General features: G+C 62.4%; 12 protein-coding genes and 3 pseudogenes. 11 read left to right on the top strand and 4 right to left on the bottom strand.

Annotation, left to right across the window (positions count from 1 at the left end; genetic code table 11):
• The first annotated feature begins 212 nt into the window (after nucleotides 1–212).
• From E4Q23_RS03665 to E4Q23_RS03635, 6 genes and pseudogenes are all read left to right on the top strand, one after another.
• A complete protein-coding gene (locus E4Q23_RS03665) occupies nucleotides 213–1,403 on the top strand; it encodes a porin (protein ID WP_169065371.1) in 1,191 nt (396 codons plus the stop codon).
• Between the two features lie 374 nt (nucleotides 1,404–1,777).
• Nucleotides 1,778–2,905: pseudogene (locus tag E4Q23_RS03660) on the top strand (porin).
• Between the two features lie 176 nt (nucleotides 2,906–3,081).
• Nucleotides 3,082–3,348, top strand: coding sequence for a 30S ribosomal protein S20 (rpsT, locus tag E4Q23_RS03650; RefSeq protein ID WP_169065369.1), 267 nt, complete (start codon nucleotides 3,082–3,084; stop codon nucleotides 3,346–3,348).
• Nucleotides 3,349–3,656: 308 nt separating this feature from the next.
• Nucleotides 3,657–4,310, top strand: coding sequence for a protein-L-isoaspartate O-methyltransferase family protein (locus E4Q23_RS03645; protein WP_169065413.1), 654 nt, complete (start codon nucleotides 3,657–3,659; stop codon nucleotides 4,308–4,310).
• 18 nt (nucleotides 4,311–4,328) lie between these two features.
• On the top strand, nucleotides 4,329–4,682 hold the full coding sequence (locus E4Q23_RS03640; RefSeq protein ID WP_169065368.1) for a rhodanese-like domain-containing protein: 354 nt from the start codon (nucleotides 4,329–4,331) through the stop codon (nucleotides 4,680–4,682).
• Between the two features lie 17 nt (nucleotides 4,683–4,699).
• A complete protein-coding gene (locus E4Q23_RS03635) occupies nucleotides 4,700–6,043 on the top strand; it encodes a TolC family outer membrane protein (RefSeq protein WP_169065367.1) in 1,344 nt (447 codons plus the stop codon).
• 39 nt (nucleotides 6,044–6,082) lie between these two features.
• Here the strand turns inward: E4Q23_RS03635 and waaA are convergent, their stop codons facing one another.
• Nucleotides 6,083–7,432 (bottom strand): lipid IV(A) 3-deoxy-D-manno-octulosonic acid transferase, encoded by a 1,350-nt coding sequence (waaA, locus tag E4Q23_RS03630; protein WP_169065366.1) that lies wholly within the window; start codon nucleotides 7,430–7,432, stop codon nucleotides 6,083–6,085.
• Nucleotides 7,432–8,385 (bottom strand): lipopolysaccharide heptosyltransferase I, encoded by a 954-nt coding sequence (gene waaC / locus E4Q23_RS03625; protein ID WP_169065365.1) that lies wholly within the window; start codon nucleotides 8,383–8,385, stop codon nucleotides 7,432–7,434. Before waaC ends, waaA begins: the two co-directional genes overlap by 1 nt.
• Before the next feature lie 235 nt (nucleotides 8,386–8,620).
• Between waaC and E4Q23_RS03620 the strand changes: the two are divergent.
• From E4Q23_RS03620 to E4Q23_RS03605, 4 genes and pseudogenes are all read left to right on the top strand, one after another.
• Nucleotides 8,621–10,041 (top strand): annotated as a pseudogene (locus E4Q23_RS03620) (mannose-1-phosphate guanylyltransferase/mannose-6-phosphate isomerase).
• 99 nt (nucleotides 10,042–10,140) lie between these two features.
• Nucleotides 10,141–11,208 (top strand): dTDP-glucose 4,6-dehydratase, encoded by a 1,068-nt coding sequence (gene rfbB / locus E4Q23_RS03615; protein WP_169065364.1) that lies wholly within the window; start codon nucleotides 10,141–10,143, stop codon nucleotides 11,206–11,208.
• 10 nt (nucleotides 11,209–11,218) lie between these two features.
• Nucleotides 11,219–12,118, top strand: a complete 900-nt coding sequence (gene rfbD, locus E4Q23_RS03610; RefSeq protein ID WP_169065363.1) for a dTDP-4-dehydrorhamnose reductase — start codon at nucleotides 11,219–11,221, stop codon at nucleotides 12,116–12,118.
• A gap of 95 nt (nucleotides 12,119–12,213) precedes the next feature.
• Nucleotides 12,214–13,014: a sulfite exporter TauE/SafE family protein gene (locus E4Q23_RS03605; protein WP_169065362.1), complete on the top strand. Its 801-nt coding sequence runs from the start codon at nucleotides 12,214–12,216 to the stop codon at nucleotides 13,012–13,014.
• Nucleotides 13,015–13,053: 39 nt separating this feature from the next.
• Here E4Q23_RS03605 and E4Q23_RS03600 read toward each other — a convergent pair whose 3' ends face one another.
• Nucleotides 13,054–13,833 (bottom strand): enoyl-CoA hydratase/isomerase family protein, encoded by a 780-nt coding sequence (locus E4Q23_RS03600; RefSeq protein ID WP_169065361.1) that lies wholly within the window; start codon nucleotides 13,831–13,833, stop codon nucleotides 13,054–13,056.
• A pseudogene (locus E4Q23_RS03595) lies at nucleotides 13,830–14,502 on the bottom strand (GntR family transcriptional regulator). Before E4Q23_RS03595 ends, E4Q23_RS03600 begins: the two are co-directional and overlap by 4 nt.
• Before the next feature lie 210 nt (nucleotides 14,503–14,712).
• Here E4Q23_RS03595 and scpA point away from each other — a divergent pair.
• Nucleotides 14,713–16,887, top strand: a complete 2,175-nt coding sequence (gene scpA / locus E4Q23_RS03590) for a methylmalonyl-CoA mutase (RefSeq protein WP_169065360.1) — start codon at nucleotides 14,713–14,715, stop codon at nucleotides 16,885–16,887.
• The last annotated feature ends 16 nt before the right edge of the window (nucleotides 16,888–16,903 follow it).

Raw genomic sequence — 16,903 nt, 5'->3', positions numbered from 1 at the left:
GAGCTCGCTCCGAAGAGCTGCACCCAAGGAATCGCCAGGCTTGTTGCAAAAACCCAACACTCTTTTCCCAACAAGCCACTAAAGCACTCGGGGAACTTGCCGCGCTTATCGGCGTTTGCCACAATCACTCCAACTTCTCGTCTTTACCGAGAGGTCCAGTTTGATGAAGCACCAGTTGGATTCATTGATCGCAAACTTAGAGGAGATTCACCATGCAAAAGAAAATCATCGCGCTGGCCGTTGCCAGCCTGGCCTCGGGCGCCGCTCTTGCCCAGACCAACGTCACCATTTACGGTATTGCTGACGCCGGCTATGTCTACTCCAGCGGCGGCTCGAATAACATCCTCAACACCAACAATGGCAACAAGACCTTCAGCGGCGTCCAGTCCGGCATCCTGGGCGGTTCGCGGATCGGCTTCCGCGGCACGGAGGCCCTCGGCAACGGTCTGAGCGCCATCTTCACTCTCGAGTACTCGCTGACCATCGACGACAACACCGGCGTCGGCACCAGCAACGGCAACGGCGGCCTCAACGCTCGTCAACAGTTCGTTGGCCTGCAAAGCGACAAGCTCGGTACCGTCGCCCTCGGCCGTCAGTATGCCCCTGGCTATGTGGCAACGGTCAATAACGATGTGCTCGCCGGTTCGATCCTCGGTTCGCAGTCCATCCTGAGCTCGCAGGCCGGCAACACCATCACCCCGAACTCGGCAGCGCGCTGGGACAACGCCGCCACCTACACCTCGCCCAACTGGAGCGGCTTCACCGCCAAAGCGATCTACGCTTTCGGCGAGAGCGAGACCCTCGCCAAGGACGGTAAGGACTCGAACGCCAACCTGCGCGTCTACGATAGCAATCTTTCCAGCACTGACAACGGCAGATTCGGTCTTGGCGGCAACTACTCCAACGGAGCGTTGAACATTGACCTGGTCTACCAGCAGCGTTACAGCGTCGTTCCGACCGCGGACTCGGCCATGGCCGTCCCGAACCTCTGGGGCAACGACATCAACGAAGGCTACATCGGCGCCTCCTATGACTTCAAGGCCGCCAAGGTCTCGGCCAGCTATCAGCAGCAGAACGACAAGAACGTCGCCAACAACGACAACACCGTCTGGTCCCTTGGCGTAAAGGTCCCGGTGATGGCTGCCAGCAATGTACTCCTGACCTATGGTCAGCTCGAGATGGATGCAGGCCCACGTGGTTCCAGAGTTGACGGCAAGAGCAACACCGCAACTCTCGCCTGGACGACCGCCATGTCCAAGCGCACCACCCTGTACGCCGGCTATGTCTGGGTCGACAACGACAAGATGAGCCTGCCGATCCGCTTCTCTGGCGTTCCTGCCGGTGTTGGCCAGGTCAACGAGACCAACAACACCTTCGCCGCTGGTGTTAACCACACGTTCTAATTCGACTTCGGTCAGTTAGTTTGAGAAACGGGCGCTTCGGCGCCCGTTTTTTTTCGCCCGCGTTCGGGTACAGCCGCTCGTCGATCCTTACAACGCCTGTCGCGGAGCAGTTCCGCGGACAAATGCTGAACGACGGACGGGGAGCGCCTTGCGCCAAGCTCCCATGGCCGGCAGCAAAGCGTATTTCGGCGACCCACCTGTGACAAAAATGCAACAACCGCCGTCAGGGCGCCGAAATGGTGGCCAGCACGCTTGCTCGTAGTCTGGCCGTCTGCGATGATCGTTGCCAGCACATCGCAAAATTCTCTTGCCAATGAATCAATCTGGCGGAGCAGATTTAATCTTGGCGTTTCTGGAAAATAAGGAGATTCATCATGCAAAGGAAAATTATCGCACTGGCTGTTGCCAGCCTGGCTTCGGGCGCCGCCCTCGCGCAGACCAACGTCACCGTGTACGGCGTCGTGGATGCCGGCTACCTTTACTCATCGGGCAACCAGCCGGGTGGGGGTTCCAACACCTTCAGCGGCCTTTCTTCCGGCATCAGTGCTGGCAACCGTATCGGCTTCAAGGGCTCGGAAGCGCTGGGCAATGGCCTGAGCGCTGTGTTCACGCTTGAGTACGGCCTGGACATCGATAGCAACCAAGGCATCGGTACCGGCGGCCTCAACGCCCGCCAGCAATTCGTCGGCCTCGCCAGCGACAAGCTCGGCACCGTCGCTCTCGGTCGTCAATATGCCCCGGGCTTCAACGCCTCGGCACGCAACTCGGCCCTCGACGCAACCAACCTGGCCATCCAGTCGAACCTTAGCGTTCTGTCCGGCATGTCGATCACTCCGAACAGCCCCGCGCGCTTCAACAATGCCATCACCTATACCAGCAACAACTACTCCGGCCTTAGCTTCAGCGCGATCTACGGATTCGGTGAAGAAGGTGTCGAGAACAGCACGAGCGACGGGGGCAAGTATGGTGTTGGCGCCAACTACGCCAATGGTCCGATCAACGTCGACCTGGTATACCAGGGCCGCCAGGACGTCGTGATTCCCGCGACCGACACCACACCCAAGAACCCTACGGGCAAGGACATCAACGAGTGGTATCTCGGCGGTAGCTACGATTTCAAAGTCGTCAAGCTGTTCGCCAGCTATCAGGAGCTGTATAGCTAGACCACCCAGGCGACGCCCACTTTTAAAGGGAGCGATCTCTGGACGGTAGGCATCAATGCACCGATCGGTGCCGGCACGGCCTCCCTGAGCTACGGCGAACTGTCATTGGATAACACGAAGATGAAGGACGGCAGCAGCTGGGGAGCGGGCACCATGTACAGCTACCCGCTGTCGAAGCGGACCTCTGTATATGCCGCATACAGCTACTTCAGCAACGACAAGTACTCGCTGCCCATGCAGACGCAATTGGCGCCAATCACCGGCGGTGGCCAGATCGGCATCGGCGCGGTCGGCGAGAGCAACTATGCCATCGGTGCGGGCATGACGCACAGCTTCTAGGTTCTTTGGGTCGCAGAAGGAACGGGCGCCTGGCGCCCGTTTTTTTTGCTTCCCGGCTACGCCTCCTTATCAGGATCCTGACATCCAGGGCTCGGCCCCTTGCGTCGCCGTGCCTGACTCTGTACAATCCTCGCCTTTCAAGTTCTTCATCAGCTTTTTCATAGGGACAAACATTCATGGCCAATAGCGCACAAGCTCGCAAGCGAGCCCGCCAAGGCGTCAAACAACGCATCCACAACGCCGGCCTGCGCTCGACGCTGCGGACCGCCGTGAAGCGCGTTCAGAAAGCGATCATCGCTGGCGACAAAACGGCGGCTCAGAGTATTTTCCAGGAATCAGTCGCGGTGATTGACCGCATCGCTGACAAGAATATCATTCACAAGAACAAGGCCGCTCGGCAGAAGAGCCGGCTCTCGGCTCAGATCAAGGGCCTGGCCGCTTAGTCCAGCGGCAGGGCAGCAGAAATAGCGGAAGCGGCACCTCAGGGTGCCGTTTTTTTTTTGCCTGCGAGTCCGCTGCTGCTGCCATCTTGATGCGACTTTCGGCGACCCAGAACGTCGCGCGAAACCACGCGGCAGGCGGAATCTATAGCTTCCATACGGCGTGCAACACGACACTGGCGCCCAGCCGTGCGCGACAAAGGCTTCGCCGCGACCGTCGGCAGATACCGGGGTATAATCTCGCTGCAGATCGAATATTAGATCGCACTAATATTGCAATTGTGATGGGGAATGCTATGACAGCGGTGACGATGGATATGGAACAGGCTCGCTTCAACATGATAGAGCAGCAGATCCGCCCCTGGGAGGTGCTGGATCCGGAAGTACTGGCAGTTCTTGATGCGGTCAAGCGTGAACACTTCGTGCCAGCGGCCCACCAGATGCTGGCGTTTGCCGACATCGAAATGCCCATCGGCAATGGCCAGACCATGCTGCAACCGAAGATCGAGGCACGCATTCTCCAGGAGCTGGGCGTCAAGAACACCGATATCGTGCTTGAGGTCGGTACCGGTAGCGGCCACATGGCCGCCCTTCTGGCGACCAAGGCGGAGTACGTTTATAGCGTCGAGATCGATCCGCTCCTGGCCGAAACCGCCAAGCGCAATCTGCAACAGGCGGGCGTCGCCAACGTCAGCGTCGAAACTGGCGACGCCTCCGAGGGCTGGCCTGCGCACGGCCCCTATGACGTGATTGTCATCTCCGGTTCCCTCTCCGAGCTACCCGAAGCTTTCCTGCAGCAATTGAAGATCGGTGGCCGTCTAACGGCGTTCATCGGTGAAGCACCGGCGATGCAGGCCCGCTTGACGACGCACAGCGACGAGAATGCCTTCAACACCATCAATCTTTTCGAGACCGTCGTCGCACCACTACGAACGGCAAAGCCGCGCCAGCGCTTCGTTTTCTGACACCCGGGCGACGACGCGATGCAGCAGCTCTCGGCGACTCAGTTGGCAGAATGGTTGGCAGCCAGCAGTGCGGCCCCCGAAAGTGGTGCTGGCGGCTGGCGACAACGACCGCTGCTGCTCGATGTCCGGGAACCCTGGGAGTTCGAGCTGTGCCACCTTGACGGCTCTCGCCTGCTGCCAATGCAGAGCCTGGCCGCGCGCATCGATGAACTCCCGATAGATGCCGATATCGTCGTCATCTGCCATCACGGCGTGCGTAGTCGACAGGTCGGCGGCTTTCTGGAGCGACAGGGCTTCAGTTCAATCTACAACCTCAGCGGCGGCGTCGACGCCTGGGCGAATGACGTCGATCCGGCAATGCACAAATATTGAAAGCGAGTTCAGAAAAGATGCCTGTAAAACCCCGCCCCCTCAAGCTCGGCCTCCTGCTGGCGGCTCTCCTTTCTGCAGCTCCCGGATACGCCACCGACCTGCTGCAGCTGTATCACGATGCCCTGAGCTACGACGCGCAGTACGCGGCTGCACGCGCCACCGCGGCTGCCGGACGCGAGAAAGAGCCGCAAGCACTGGCCGGTTTGCTGCCAACCATTGCGGCGACGGGCAACACCTTCTGGAACGACACCGACTACAGGGTCAGGATCGACTCAAGCAGGGAATCGTATAGCAACAAGTACAATAGCAACACCTATGGGGTGAACCTGACGCAGCCGCTGTTCCGCTGGCAGAATTTCGTTCAGTACGACCAGTCGAAGCTGCTGGTCATGCAGAGCGAGGCCAATTTCGCTCAGGCCGGCCAGGATCTGATCCTGCGCGTCGCGCAAGCCTACTTCGATGTCCTCTTCGCCATCGAGAACCTGCGCGCGGTGCAGGCCAACAAGACAGCGATTGCACAACAACTGGCACAGGCCAAGAAGAACTTCGAGGTCGGCATCGCCACGGTCACCGATACCTACGAGTCGCAGTCGCGCTTCGACCTGGCAACCGCGCAGGAGGTTGCCGCCGAAAGCGAGCTTGCCGTCAAGCGTTATGCGCTGAGCGTGGTCGTCGGCAAGGAAACCGGCGAGTTGAACCGGCTCAAGCCGCAGGCGGTAATGCAACCGCCGCAGCCGGCAAACATGGAGCAATGGGTGACGGCTGCCGAAGAGGACAGCTTTGTCGTCCAGGCGCAAAAGGCAGCTGCCGAAGCGGCCGCCAAGGCGGTAGAGGTGAGCAGGGCGGGGCACTATCCGACTCTGGACATGGTCGCCAACGTCAACCAGAACAACGGCCCGGGCCAGTTTGGTGTCGGCTCGATCGATAACCGCACCAATCAGATTGGTCTGCAGCTCAATATCCCGATTTTTCAGGGCGGTTCGGTGAACTCGAAGACTCGCGAAGCGATCGCCAGGCTTGACGCCGAAAAGGCTGCGCTTGACAATGCCCGGCGCACGTCGACGCTCAACGCACGTCAGTCCTATCTGGGGGTCGTCAATGGCCTCTCCGGCGTACGAGCCCTGGAAGCGGCACTGGTTTCCGGCCGCAGTTCGCTGGAATCGAACCGGCTCGGTTACGAGGTTGGCGTACGCATCAACATCGACGTGCTCAACGCCGAGAATCAGGTCTTCGTCACCCGCCGCGATCTGGCCAAAGCGCGTTTCGACACCCTGCTTTCCCAACTCAAACTGAAAGCCGCAGTCGGCGCGCTCGCTGAAACCGACCTGGAGCAGATCAACAGCCTTTTCGAGGCGCCATGAAGGTGATGACCGTCGAGACAACCCAGATCATGAAAGCCATCACCGTTCCCCTCTTCCCCTGACCCTTCTCCCGCAAGGGGAGACGGGAGTTTCGTGAGTCGCTTGCGCGACTTTCACATTAAGCCCTTCGATCAGCGCCACGGTACGCGCCGTGGCGCCGCGGTGCGCCTGGCTGAACGCAGTCGCCGCGGCGCGCATGACGAGCAGGTCCGCCGGCTGCGCGAAGAGCGCGTGCGCCGCCAGCGCTGCCTGACGGGCGTCAGGCACGCGCCGGCCAGCACCACAGGCGATCGCATCCGCACTGGCCTGGGCGAAATTGAAAGTGTGCGGACCAAGGAGCAGCGGACAGCCACAGGCCGCCGCCTCGATCAGGTTCTGGCCGCCAAACGGCAACAAGCTCCCGCCCATCACAACCAGGTCCGCCAGCGCATAGTAGGCGGCCATTTCACCCATGCTGTCGCCCAGCCAGACCTGGGTCTCGCTACCCGGCAGTTCGGCTGAGCTGCGCCGGCAGAAGCTCAGGCCGCGACTGGCAAGCAGGGCGGCGACCTCGGCAAATCGTTGTGGGTGCCGGGGAACCAGCACCAGCAATAGATCGGCAACAGCCACCGTGGCCAAGGCATCGAGCAGCAGCGCTTCCTCGCCTTCCCGGCTACTGGCCAACAAGCACACCGGCCGCGGCCCAATGGCTTGCCGCCAGTCTGCGCCGAGCTGCAACTTGTCTGCGGCCGGCGTGACGTCGAATTTCAGATTCCCGCATACCGTTGGCTGGCGGGCACCAAGCTGCTGCAGGCGCTCGGCGTCGGCGGTCGTTTGCGCGGCAACGGCACTCAGCGACGCCAGCGCCGGTCGGATCAGGGTGCGCAGGCGCATATAGCCACCTAGGGAGCGCGCCGACAAGCGCCCGTTGATCAGCGCAAGCGGCAGCTGCCGCCTTCTCGCCGCGGCGATCAGGTTTGGCCACAGCTCGGTTTCCATCAGCAGCCCGATGCGCGGCTGAAAGTGATCGAGGAAACGTCCACAGGCATCGGGCAGGTCATAGGGCAGGTAAGCCTGCGTCAGGCGTTCAGGGCGAGCCGCCAGCAGCTCGCCGCCCGTTTCGCGGCCGGTAGGCGTCATATGGGTCAGCAACAGGTCATGGTCCGGATAGGCCTCCAGCAGCGCATCGATCAGCGGCACGGCCGCACGTGTCTCACCGACCGAAACGGCATGCAACCAGATCAACGGCCGCTGCCCACAGCGCAGCGCTTGTCGATAGAGCGCGTGGCGCTCGCCAAAATGTTGTCGATACGCCGGCTGCCGACGTCCTCGCCAGAGCAGCCGCAACCAGACCAGGGGCATTGCCAGGTAGAAAAGCAGCGAATAGGCCAGAAGTGCCAGACGCGCCATCACCGCAGCGCCTGCTCGGCAACGGTCAGCACCTCGGCGGTCGACGGCGGCGCGCCACAGCGGCCGAGATTGCGCACAAAGCCACGGCCATAGACGCCGGTCAAAGCGGGATCTGTCGCTACGTAAAGGGCGATCACCGGCACCCGTAAGGCAGCCGCGAGGTGTGCCAGGCCGGTATCGACGCCGACCGCCAAATCTGCCCGTGCGATCAGGGCGGCGACCTGCGCTAACGGCAGCGGCGGCGGCACAATAGCCCCTGGCAAGGCGGCAGCGATACGCTCGGCACGCTGCCGCTCGAGCGCATTGCCGGCCGGAAGGACCGGCGTCAGGCCGCGCTCGAGCAGGGCTCGACCAAGGACGCGCCAGTTCGCCTCATCCCACAGCTTGTCGTCGCGACTGGTCGCCGTCAGCAGAATGACCAGCCGCTCTGACGACCGGCAAGCGTCGTCGATTGGCGGCGCCGAAATACCGTAGTCAAGGGCCAGGTCGACCGGATAATCGAAGGCTGCGGCGGCCAGCCAGCGGTTGCGTTCGACAGCGTGCGCATTGCGCGGGATGACAAAAGTCTCCTCATAAAAGCGCGCCGCGACCGGCTCACGCGCCGATTCGGCAGCATAGCCGTAGCGCCTGCCTTGGGCTTGCCGGGCAATCAGCGCGCTCTTCAGCAAGCCCTGCGTGTCGAGCACGGCGTCGTAGCTCGGGGCACGGATGCGGGCGCGGAAGTTGCGCACTTCGCGCCACGTGGCCAGACTGCCAAGCGTTTTCCGCCAGCGCCTGACGGCCACCGGAATGACCTGGTCGACAGCCGGGTGCAGGCGCGGAATATCGGCAAAGCCTTCCTCGACACACCAGTCGATTGCCGCTTCCGGAAAACACTGCCGCAAATCACTGAGCACCGGCAGATTGTGGATTACGTCACCAAGCGACGAGGTTTTTACCAATAGGATGCGCATCGGTGGGCCAGTTCCGGGGAAGATGGGCGGCAAGCAGGAAGAGCGCATTATAGAAGATGGCGCGCACAGCCACCCGCCTTGCGTGGCTCGGCAAACGGCAGGCCTTTGGCGAGCGCTGACCGCTCGCCGCCGCCCACTGCCGGCATCAGCGCCTACCGGCAATCCACGGCGGCGGTATAATGCCGTCCCTCAAAGCCCCATGGCGGCAAGCCTGCACCTACTGGAGACCGTTTAAATGAACACCTCTGTCATTCGCCCGGTAATTCTCTGTGGAGGGTCGGGCACCCGTCTGTGGCCGCTGTCGCGGACGCATTACCCGAAGCAGTTTCTCCGCCTGGTCGACGACTTTTCGCTGCTGCAGAACACGCTGCGCCGCCTCGACGGGGTCTCCGGGCTGGGTGAAGCCATTGCCGTCGCCAACGAAAACCACCGCTTCCTGGTTGCCGAACAGCTTCACGAAATCGGCCAGAAGGCCGACATTCTCCTCGAACCGGCCGCACGCAACACCGCACCGGCCGTCGCCGCAGCCGCGGTGCACGCCCTCCGCACCGGCATTCACCAAGAGCCGCCGCTACTCCTCGTCCTGCCATCGGATCATGTCATCGCCAACGTGCCTGCTTTCCAGAAGGCGATCAGTGCGGCGATTCCACACGCCCGCGCGGCGCCCTGGTCACCTTTGGCGTCGTCCCCGATCGTGCCGAAACCGGCTACGGTTACATCCGTCGCGGTGAGGTCGTCGAGGGTGGTTATGCGCTCGACCGCTTCGTCGAGAAGCCCGACGCGGAAACTGCGCAACGCTACCTTGATTCCGGCGACTACTACTGGAACAGCGGCATGTTCCTCTTCGGCGCCAACACCTACCTCGAAGCCCTCGACCGCTATGCGCCGGGAATCCGCGAGTGCGTGACTGCGGCCGTCGCCAGCGAACGCTGCGACCTGGACTTCGTGCGCCTCGATCACGCGGCTTTTCTCGCCAGCCCGTCAAAATCGATCGACTATGCCGTCATGGAGAAAACCGACCATGGCGTCGTCATTCCGCTCGATGCGGGCTGGAACGACATCGGCGCCTGGGATGCAATGGCTGCGCTTGGTCAGGCCGACGACAACGGCAACACGCAGCGCGGTGACGTACTGAGTATCGACACCCACGATTCGATCCTTCTCGCTGACGGGCAATTGCTGGCCACCGTCGGCGTCAGCGGACTGATCGTCGTTGCCACGCCAGATGCGATCCTGGTAGCCGACAAAGCGAAGGCGCAGGAAGTCAAGGCGCTGGTCGAGGCCTTGAAGCGTTCGGCGCGCAGCGAAACCGAACTGAGGCACATCGTCCATCGCCCCTGGGGAAGCTACGAGGGGCTGGCGCATGCGCCGCGCTATCAGGTCAAGCGCATCCTGGTAAAAGCCGGTGCCAGCCTCAGTCTGCAAAAACACCATCACCGTGCCGAGCACTGGGTCGTCGTCAAGGGCACGGCGCTGATCGTCCGTGGCGAAGAAACGCTGTTGCTCTCCGAAAACCAATCGACCTATATCCCGCTCGGCGTCGTCCATCGTCTGGAAAATCCGGGCAAGATCGACCTCGAAATGATCGAGGTCCAGTCCGGCAGCTATCTTGGCGAGGATGACATCGTCCGCCTGCAGGACAGCTACGGCCGCTGACCCGATGAGCGTCGCGCCGGCCGCACGCTGGCGGTGCCTGATGGCTGACTACGCTGAGCCCTCTTTGCCTCTCCACCCTCCCTCTGAAAAGGTCCGCACATGATTCTGGTCACCGGCGGCGCCGGCTTCATCGGCGCAAATTTCGTGCTCGACTGGCTGGCACAATGCGACGAGGCGCTGCTCAACCTCGACAAACTGACCTACGCGGGCAATCGCGAGAACCTCGCGTCGCTGCTCGACGACCCGCGGCATATCTTCGTGCACGGCGACATCGGCGACAGCCAGCTCGCCACCAGCCTCCTGGCGCAATACCAGCCACGGGCGATCGTCAACTTTGCTGCCGAGTCGCATGTCGATCGCTCGATCCATGGTCCCGAGGACTTCATCCAGACCAACATCGTCGGCAGCTTCCATCTCCTTGAAGCGACGCGCGCCTATTGGGGGACGCTGGCTGGCGAGGCCAAAGAGCGCTTCCGCTTTCTGCACGTGTCGACGGACGAGGTCTATGGTTCCCTGGCCAGCGATGAGCCGGCTTTCAGCGAAACGCACGCCTATGAACCGAACAGCCCCTACTCGGCAAGCAAGGCCGCGAGCGACCATCTGGTGCGCGCCTACCACCACACTTACGGGCTGCCGGTGCTGACCACCAACTGCTCGAACAACTACGGTCCCTATCATTTCCCGGAAAAACTGATCCCGCTGATGATCGTCAATGCCCTCGCCGGCAAAGCCCTGCCGGTGTATGGCGACGGCCAGCAGATTCGCGACTGGCTGTACGTCAAGGATCACTGCACGGCAATCAGGCGCGTGTTGGAAGCCGGCCGCCCAGGCGAGACCTACAACGTCGGCGGCTGGAACGAGCAGCCCAACCTCGATATCGTGCACACCGTCTGCGACCTGCTCGACGAACTTCGCCCACGTTCGGACGGCCGCCCCTACCGCGAGCAGATCACCACGGTTGCCGACCGCCCCGGCCACGACCGGCGCTACGCCATCGACGCGCGCAAGATCGAAAACGAGCTGGGCTGGAAACCGGCAGAGACTTTCGCCACCGGCATTCGCAAGACCGTCCTCTGGTACCTGGAGAATCAGCAGTGGGTACAGCACGTGCAATCCGGCGCCTACCGCGATTGGGTCGAAAAGAACTATGGCGGGCGCAAGCCATGAAAATAAAGCGATGAAAATACTGCTCTTCGGCAAGCGCGGACAGGTCGGCTGGGAATTGCAACGCAGCCTGGCTCCGCTCGGAACCGTGATCGCCCTGGATCACGAAGGCGATGGCCCACTGTGCGGCAGCTTCACTGACCTCGCCGGCCTGGCAGCCTGCGTGCGCGCGGTTGCACCGGACGTGATCGTCAATGCCGCCGCCCACACGGCGGTCGACAAGGCCGAATCGGAACCCCAACTGGCGGGAACGCTCAACGCCCTGGCTCCCGGCGTGCTCGCCGAGGAAGCCAGCCGCCTCGGCGCCTGGCTGGTGCACTACTCGACCGACTACGTATTCGCAGGCAGCGGCGAAAAGCCCTGGCAGGAATGCGACGCGACCGCGCCCCTGAGCGTCTACGGTAAAACCAAGCTCGCCGGCGAACAGGCGGTCGCCGCAGCCTGCACCAAGCACCTCATCTTTCGCACCAGTTGGGTGTACGCCGCGCGCGGCAACAACTTTGCGCGCACCATGCTGCGCCTGGCGAGCGAACGCGATCAGCTCAAGGTAATCGCCGATCAGATAGGCGCGCCGACCGGCGCCGAATTGCTGGCCGACGTGACTGCGCACGCCATTCGCAGCGCCTGGCAACAACCAGCGCTCGCCGGCCTCTACCATCTGGTGGCTGGCGGCGAGACCAGCTGGCATGGCTACGCCCGGCACGTCATCGACTTCGCCCGGCAAGCCGGCGAGGCCATCCGCGTCGCGCCGACAGCCATCGAGGCGGTGCCAAGCAGCGCCTACCCCTTGCCCGCCCCACGCCCGCACAACTCCCGCCTGGACACGCGCAAGCTGCAAGCTGCCTTCGATCTGCGCCTGCCCGACTGGCAGGTCGGCGTGAACCGCATGCTCGTCGAAGTTCTCGGGCAATGAGCCCTGCGACGTCGCTACTGGCACCGAACGGCTGTGAGGCACCGAATCGTGGGATGATGGAGCCCTCGTTGCACAGATCCTGAAGGGAGTCCGCGTTGCTCTGGTGGCTGGCATATATCGCGCTGGGTCTGTTTACCGGCTTGTTCGCCGGCATGCTCGGCATCGGCGGCGGACTGCTCATGGTCCCGACCTTGACCATGATGTTTGCCGCGCAGGCGGGATTTCCGGCGACCGAGGTCCTGCATCTGGCGCTCGGCACATCGATGGCCGCGATCCTGTTTACGTCGCTTGCCAGCCTGCGCGCCCACCACCAGCATCAGGCCGTGCTGTGGAAGGTGGTTGGCCAGATCACCCCCGGGATTCTCGCCGGCACGCTGATCGGCACACTGTTCGCCGGCAGCGTGCCGTCCAGACCTCTGGCGCTCTTCTTCATGGTCTTCGTCTGCGTGGTCGCGGTGCAGATGATCCTTGACCTGAAACCCAAGGCCTCGCGCGAGTTACCCGGCGCGTTCGGCGTCTTTGGCGTCGGCACCGGCATCGGCGCGCTGTCGGCGCTGGTCGCCATCGGCGGGGGGTCCCTCACGGTACCCTTCCTGACCTGGTGCAACGTCCGCGTGCAGCATGCAATAGGAACGTCGGCGGCGGTCGGCTTCCCGATCGCCATCGGCGGTTCGCTGGGTTACATTTTCAACGGCTGGGAGCACCCCGGCCTGCCACCGTGGAGCGTCGGCTACGTGTACCTGCCGGCGCTGCTGTGGCTGGTGCCATCGAGCATGCTCATCGCACCCCTCGGCGCCCGCCTGGCGCACCGCTTGCCGGTGGCCACCCTGAAGCGTCTTTTCGCCGCCATCCTGATTCTCCTGGCAGCCAAGATGATGTGGGGTCTGTCCGTTTGATGTGCGGGTCGCAGGCCCCTTTCACGGCAAAGGCGGCGATCAGCGGCCTCTGAATTCCGGCTTGCGCTTCTCGATGAATGCCGACAGGCCTTCGCGATAGTCCTCGGTCGCGAGAAAGGCGAACGAAGCACGCAGTTCCTCGTCACTCAGCGGCGCACCCTGCTGCAGTCGACGCAGCCATTGCTTGTGCCAACGGGCAACCAGCGGCGCGCCGGCGCAAATGCGGCGAGCACTGGCGTAAGCCTCGTTAACCACTTCGTCCTCCGTCACCACCCGGGTAAGGAGGCCTTTGGCGAGCGCCTCATGCGCACCGAGAATGCGCCCTTCGAGCAGGATTTCCAGCAGGCATGCTGGTCCGGCCAGACGCAGCAGACTGGCCATCTCCGCGGGATACATCGAAAAACCGAGCTTGTTGATGGGCGCACCGAAACGCGACGACTGCGCGGCGATGCGCAGGTCGCACTGCGCGGCAATCTCCAGCCCACCACCGATGCATGCTCCCTGCAGCAACGCGATCGTCGGCTGACGACAGTCGGCCAGAGCTTGCAGAGCGGCGCCCGCCTGCGCATGGTAGGCCATTGCGCGCTCTACTGTGTCGCGCCTGCTGAGAAACTCGTCGATGTCGCCACCGGCGGCGAACGCTTGATCACCGTCGCCACGGACCACTACGCAGCGTATCTCTTCGTCGCCCGACAATTCAGCGACGATCTCGGCCAGGCTCTGCCACATGGCAAAGTCGATGGCGTTGAGTTTGCCCGGATTCGAAAGGGTCACTGTGGCGACCCTTTCGGCGTGCGTGCATAGAATACGCCCGCTCATGTCGGCAGTTCTTGAGTGGCGTTGCTCCTGGCCAGCGCCTGGCGTCCGGAAAGAATGTGATCGTGCATCGCGACTTGCGCGCCCGCCGCGTCGCCGGCCTTGATCGCCGCCAGGATGATCGCGTGTTCGGCGAGCGACTGCTGCACACGACCGTCGATGCTCAGCGAAAACCGGCGCGTCAGTTTGAGCACCTTGCGCAGGTCCTGGATCACCTGACGCAACCTGCGGTTTCCCGACATTTCCTGGATCTGGTAGTGAAACGCCTGATTGACCTCAAAAAAAGTGCTCGATCTCCTTAGTCTCGGCAAAGCGCTGTAGTTCCGCGTGCAGCGCATCGAGCCTGGCCAGATCGTCGGGCTGTGCCCGGGTCGTCGCCTCGAGTGCGCAACGCCCTTCGAGCATGGCCATCAAGGGAAAAATGTCATCCAGGTCCTGCTCCGAGATTTCGGTGACGAAGCAGCCGCGACGTGGCCGCAAGGTCACCAGGCCTTCGGCGGCAAGGACCTTCAGCGCTTCGCGTAGCGGCGTGCGGCTGATCCCGTAATCGGTTGCCAGAGCCTGTTCGTCGATTCTGGCTCCCGGGGCTAACTGATGCGCGAAAATTCTCTGCCGTAGTCTTTCAGCGACCTCCTGGTAGAGGGCCGTCTGGGCGATTTGACTGGGATCCATCGATCTCTTTTTTTTCTACTGATTCGTTCAGGGTCTCAGACGAGACCTTGCTTTCATAATTATGGATACAGTATTATTCGTCGAGCGGGGTGTCAAGTGCTAGCGATCTTTGTCTGCCATAGCGGCTCGCTTGGTCGGTATAATTCCTTGGCTCGTCGGGGCGAATTTCCCACCCCACCCCATCCCACTGATTTCGTGAAAGGTTCCGTAATGTCCAACGCGAACAATCCTGCATTAGCTGATTCATCCAACCTCGATGACTGGAAGAAGGCTGCCGCCAAAGCACTGCGCGGTGCCGAACTCGAAACGCTGAACTGGGTAACGCCCGAAGGCGTGGTCGTCAAGCCCCTCTATACCAGGAAGGATCTGGAAGGCCTGCCCTACACCGACACCCTGCCAGGCTTGGCCCCATTCGTCCGCGGCCCGCAGGCAACGATGTACACCGGCCGGCCATGGACCATCCGCCAATACGCCGGCTTCTCCACCGCTGAAGCGTCGAATGCCTTCTATCGCAAGGCGCTGGCGGCCGGCGGTCAGGGCGTCTCGGTAGCCTTCGACCTGGCCACCCACCGCGGCTACGACTCCGACCATGCGCGCGTCACCGGCGACGTCGGCAAGGCAGGCGTGGCGATCGACTCGGTCGAAGACATGAAGATTCTGTTCGACGGCATCCCTCTCGAGAAAATCTCGGTGTCGATGACCATGAACGGTGCCGTGCTGCCGATTCTTGCCGGCTACATCGTCGCCGCCGAAGAACAGGGCGTGCCGCAGGACAAGCTCTCGGGGACCATCCAGAACGACATCCTCAAGGAGTTCATGGTCCGCAACACCTACATCTATCCGCCGCAGCCGTCGATGAAGATCATCTCCGACATCATCGGCTACACCGCGCAGCACATGCCGAAGTTCAACTCGATCTCGATTTCGGGTTACCACATGCAGGAAGCCGGCGCCACGCAGGCGCTCGAACTGGCGTTCACCATTGCCGACGGTCGCGACTACGTGCGCACGGCGATTGCTTCCGGCCTGGACGTCGACGCCTTCGCCGGCCGGCTCTCGTTCTTCTTCGCCATCGGCATGAACTTCTACCTGGAAGTGGCCAAGCTGCGCGCTGCCCGCCTGTTGTGGTGGAAAGCGATGCAGGAGTTCGAGCCAAAGAATGCGAAATCGAGCATGCTGCGCACGCACTGCCAAACCTCGGGCTGGTCGCTGACCGAGCAGGATCCCTACAACAACGTCGTGCGTACGACCATCGAAGCGATGGCCGCGGTTTTTGGCGGGACGCAGTCGCTGCACACCAATGCCCTTGACGAAGCCATCGCCCTGCCAACCGAGTTCTCTTCGCGTATTGCCCGCAACACGCAGCTGGTGATCCAGGAAGAGACGCACATCACCAACGTCATCGACCCCTGGGCCGGTTCCTACATGATGGAGAGGCTGACCCAGGATCTCGCCGACGAGGCGTGGAAGATCATCGAGGAAGTCGACAGCATGGGCGGCATGACGCACGCCGTCGAATCCGGCTGGGCGAAGATGAAGATCGAGGGCTGCGCGGCCGACAAGCAGGCGCGCATCGACTCCGCCAAGGACGTCATCGTCGGCGTGAACAAGTACAAGCTGGCCAAGCAAGACGACCTCGAAATCCGCGACATCGACAACAATGCCGTCCGCGACTCGCAGATCGCCCGCCTGAAGAGCGTTCGCGCCGGCCGCGATAACGAAAAGGTCAATGCCGCACTGGCCGACCTGACACGCTGCGCCGAGAGCAAGGAAGGCAACCTGCTCGACCTGGCGATCAAGGCGATGCGCCTGCGCGCCTCGGTTGGCGAAGTTTCCGACGCCCTGGAAGCAGTTTACGGGCGTTTCCGCGCCACTCAACAGACTGTTTCCGGTGTCTACGGCGCGGTCGTCGAAGGGATCGCCAGCTGGGAGGCGCTGAAAGCCGAAATCGCCCAGTTCAACGAAGACGAAGGCCGGCGGCCGCGGATCATGGTCGCCAAACTCGGCCAGGATGGCCACGACCGTGGTGCCAAGGTGGTGGCCACGGCCTTTGCCGACCTCGGCTTCGACATCGACGTCGGCCCGCTCTTCCAGACCCCGGAAGAAGCGGCGCGGCTGGCCATCGAGAACGACGTGCATGCAATCGGTGTATCGTCCCTCGCGGCCGGACACAAGACGCTGTTGCCGGCGCTGGTCAAGGCGCTCAAGGATCAGGGAGCCGACGACATCATCGTTTTTGCAGGCGGGGTGATCCCGGCGCAGGACTATGACTTCCTGTACAAGTCTGGCGCCAAGGCCATTTTCGGACCGGGAACGCGTATCGAGGATTCGGCGATGACCATCGTCAGCGAGATCCGCAAAGCGCGCGCCGCCGCCTCTGCCTGAGCCACGCACTGCTGTC

It is taken from the genome of Candidatus Accumulibacter phosphatis, assembly GCF_012939955.1.
Taxonomy (GTDB): Bacteria; Pseudomonadota; Gammaproteobacteria; order Burkholderiales; family Rhodocyclaceae; genus Accumulibacter; species Accumulibacter delftensis.
This window is presented reverse-complemented; position numbering and strand designations above follow the sequence as displayed.

Bases quoted from the DNA above. Each gene is read 5' to 3' on its own strand.
- E4Q23_RS03640 (WP_169065368.1), top strand. From the start codon at position 4,329: ATGCAGCAGCTCTCGGCGACTCAGTTGGCAGAATGGTTGGCAGCCAGC.
- rpsT (WP_169065369.1), top strand. From the start codon at position 3,082: ATGGCCAATAGCGCACAAGCTCGCAAGCGAGCCCGCCAAGGCGTCAAA.
- E4Q23_RS03635 (WP_169065367.1), top strand. From the start codon at position 4,700: ATGCCTGTAAAACCCCGCCCCCTCAAGCTCGGCCTCCTGCTGGCGGCT.
- E4Q23_RS03665 (WP_169065371.1), top strand. From the start codon at position 213: ATGCAAAAGAAAATCATCGCGCTGGCCGTTGCCAGCCTGGCCTCGGGC.
- waaC (WP_169065365.1), bottom strand. From the start codon at position 8,385: ATGCGCATCCTATTGGTAAAAACCTCGTCGCTTGGTGACGTAATCCAC.
- scpA (WP_169065360.1), top strand. From the start codon at position 14,713: ATGTCCAACGCGAACAATCCTGCATTAGCTGATTCATCCAACCTCGAT.
- rfbD (WP_169065363.1), top strand. From the start codon at position 11,219: ATGAAAATACTGCTCTTCGGCAAGCGCGGACAGGTCGGCTGGGAATTG.
- waaA (WP_169065366.1), bottom strand. From the start codon at position 7,432: ATGGCGCGTCTGGCACTTCTGGCCTATTCGCTGCTTTTCTACCTGGCA.
- rfbB (WP_169065364.1), top strand. From the start codon at position 10,141: ATGATTCTGGTCACCGGCGGCGCCGGCTTCATCGGCGCAAATTTCGTG.
- E4Q23_RS03645 (WP_169065413.1), top strand. From the start codon at position 3,657: ATGGATATGGAACAGGCTCGCTTCAACATGATAGAGCAGCAGATCCGC.
- E4Q23_RS03600 (WP_169065361.1), bottom strand. From the start codon at position 13,833: ATGAGCGGGCGTATTCTATGCACGCACGCCGAAAGGGTCGCCACAGTG.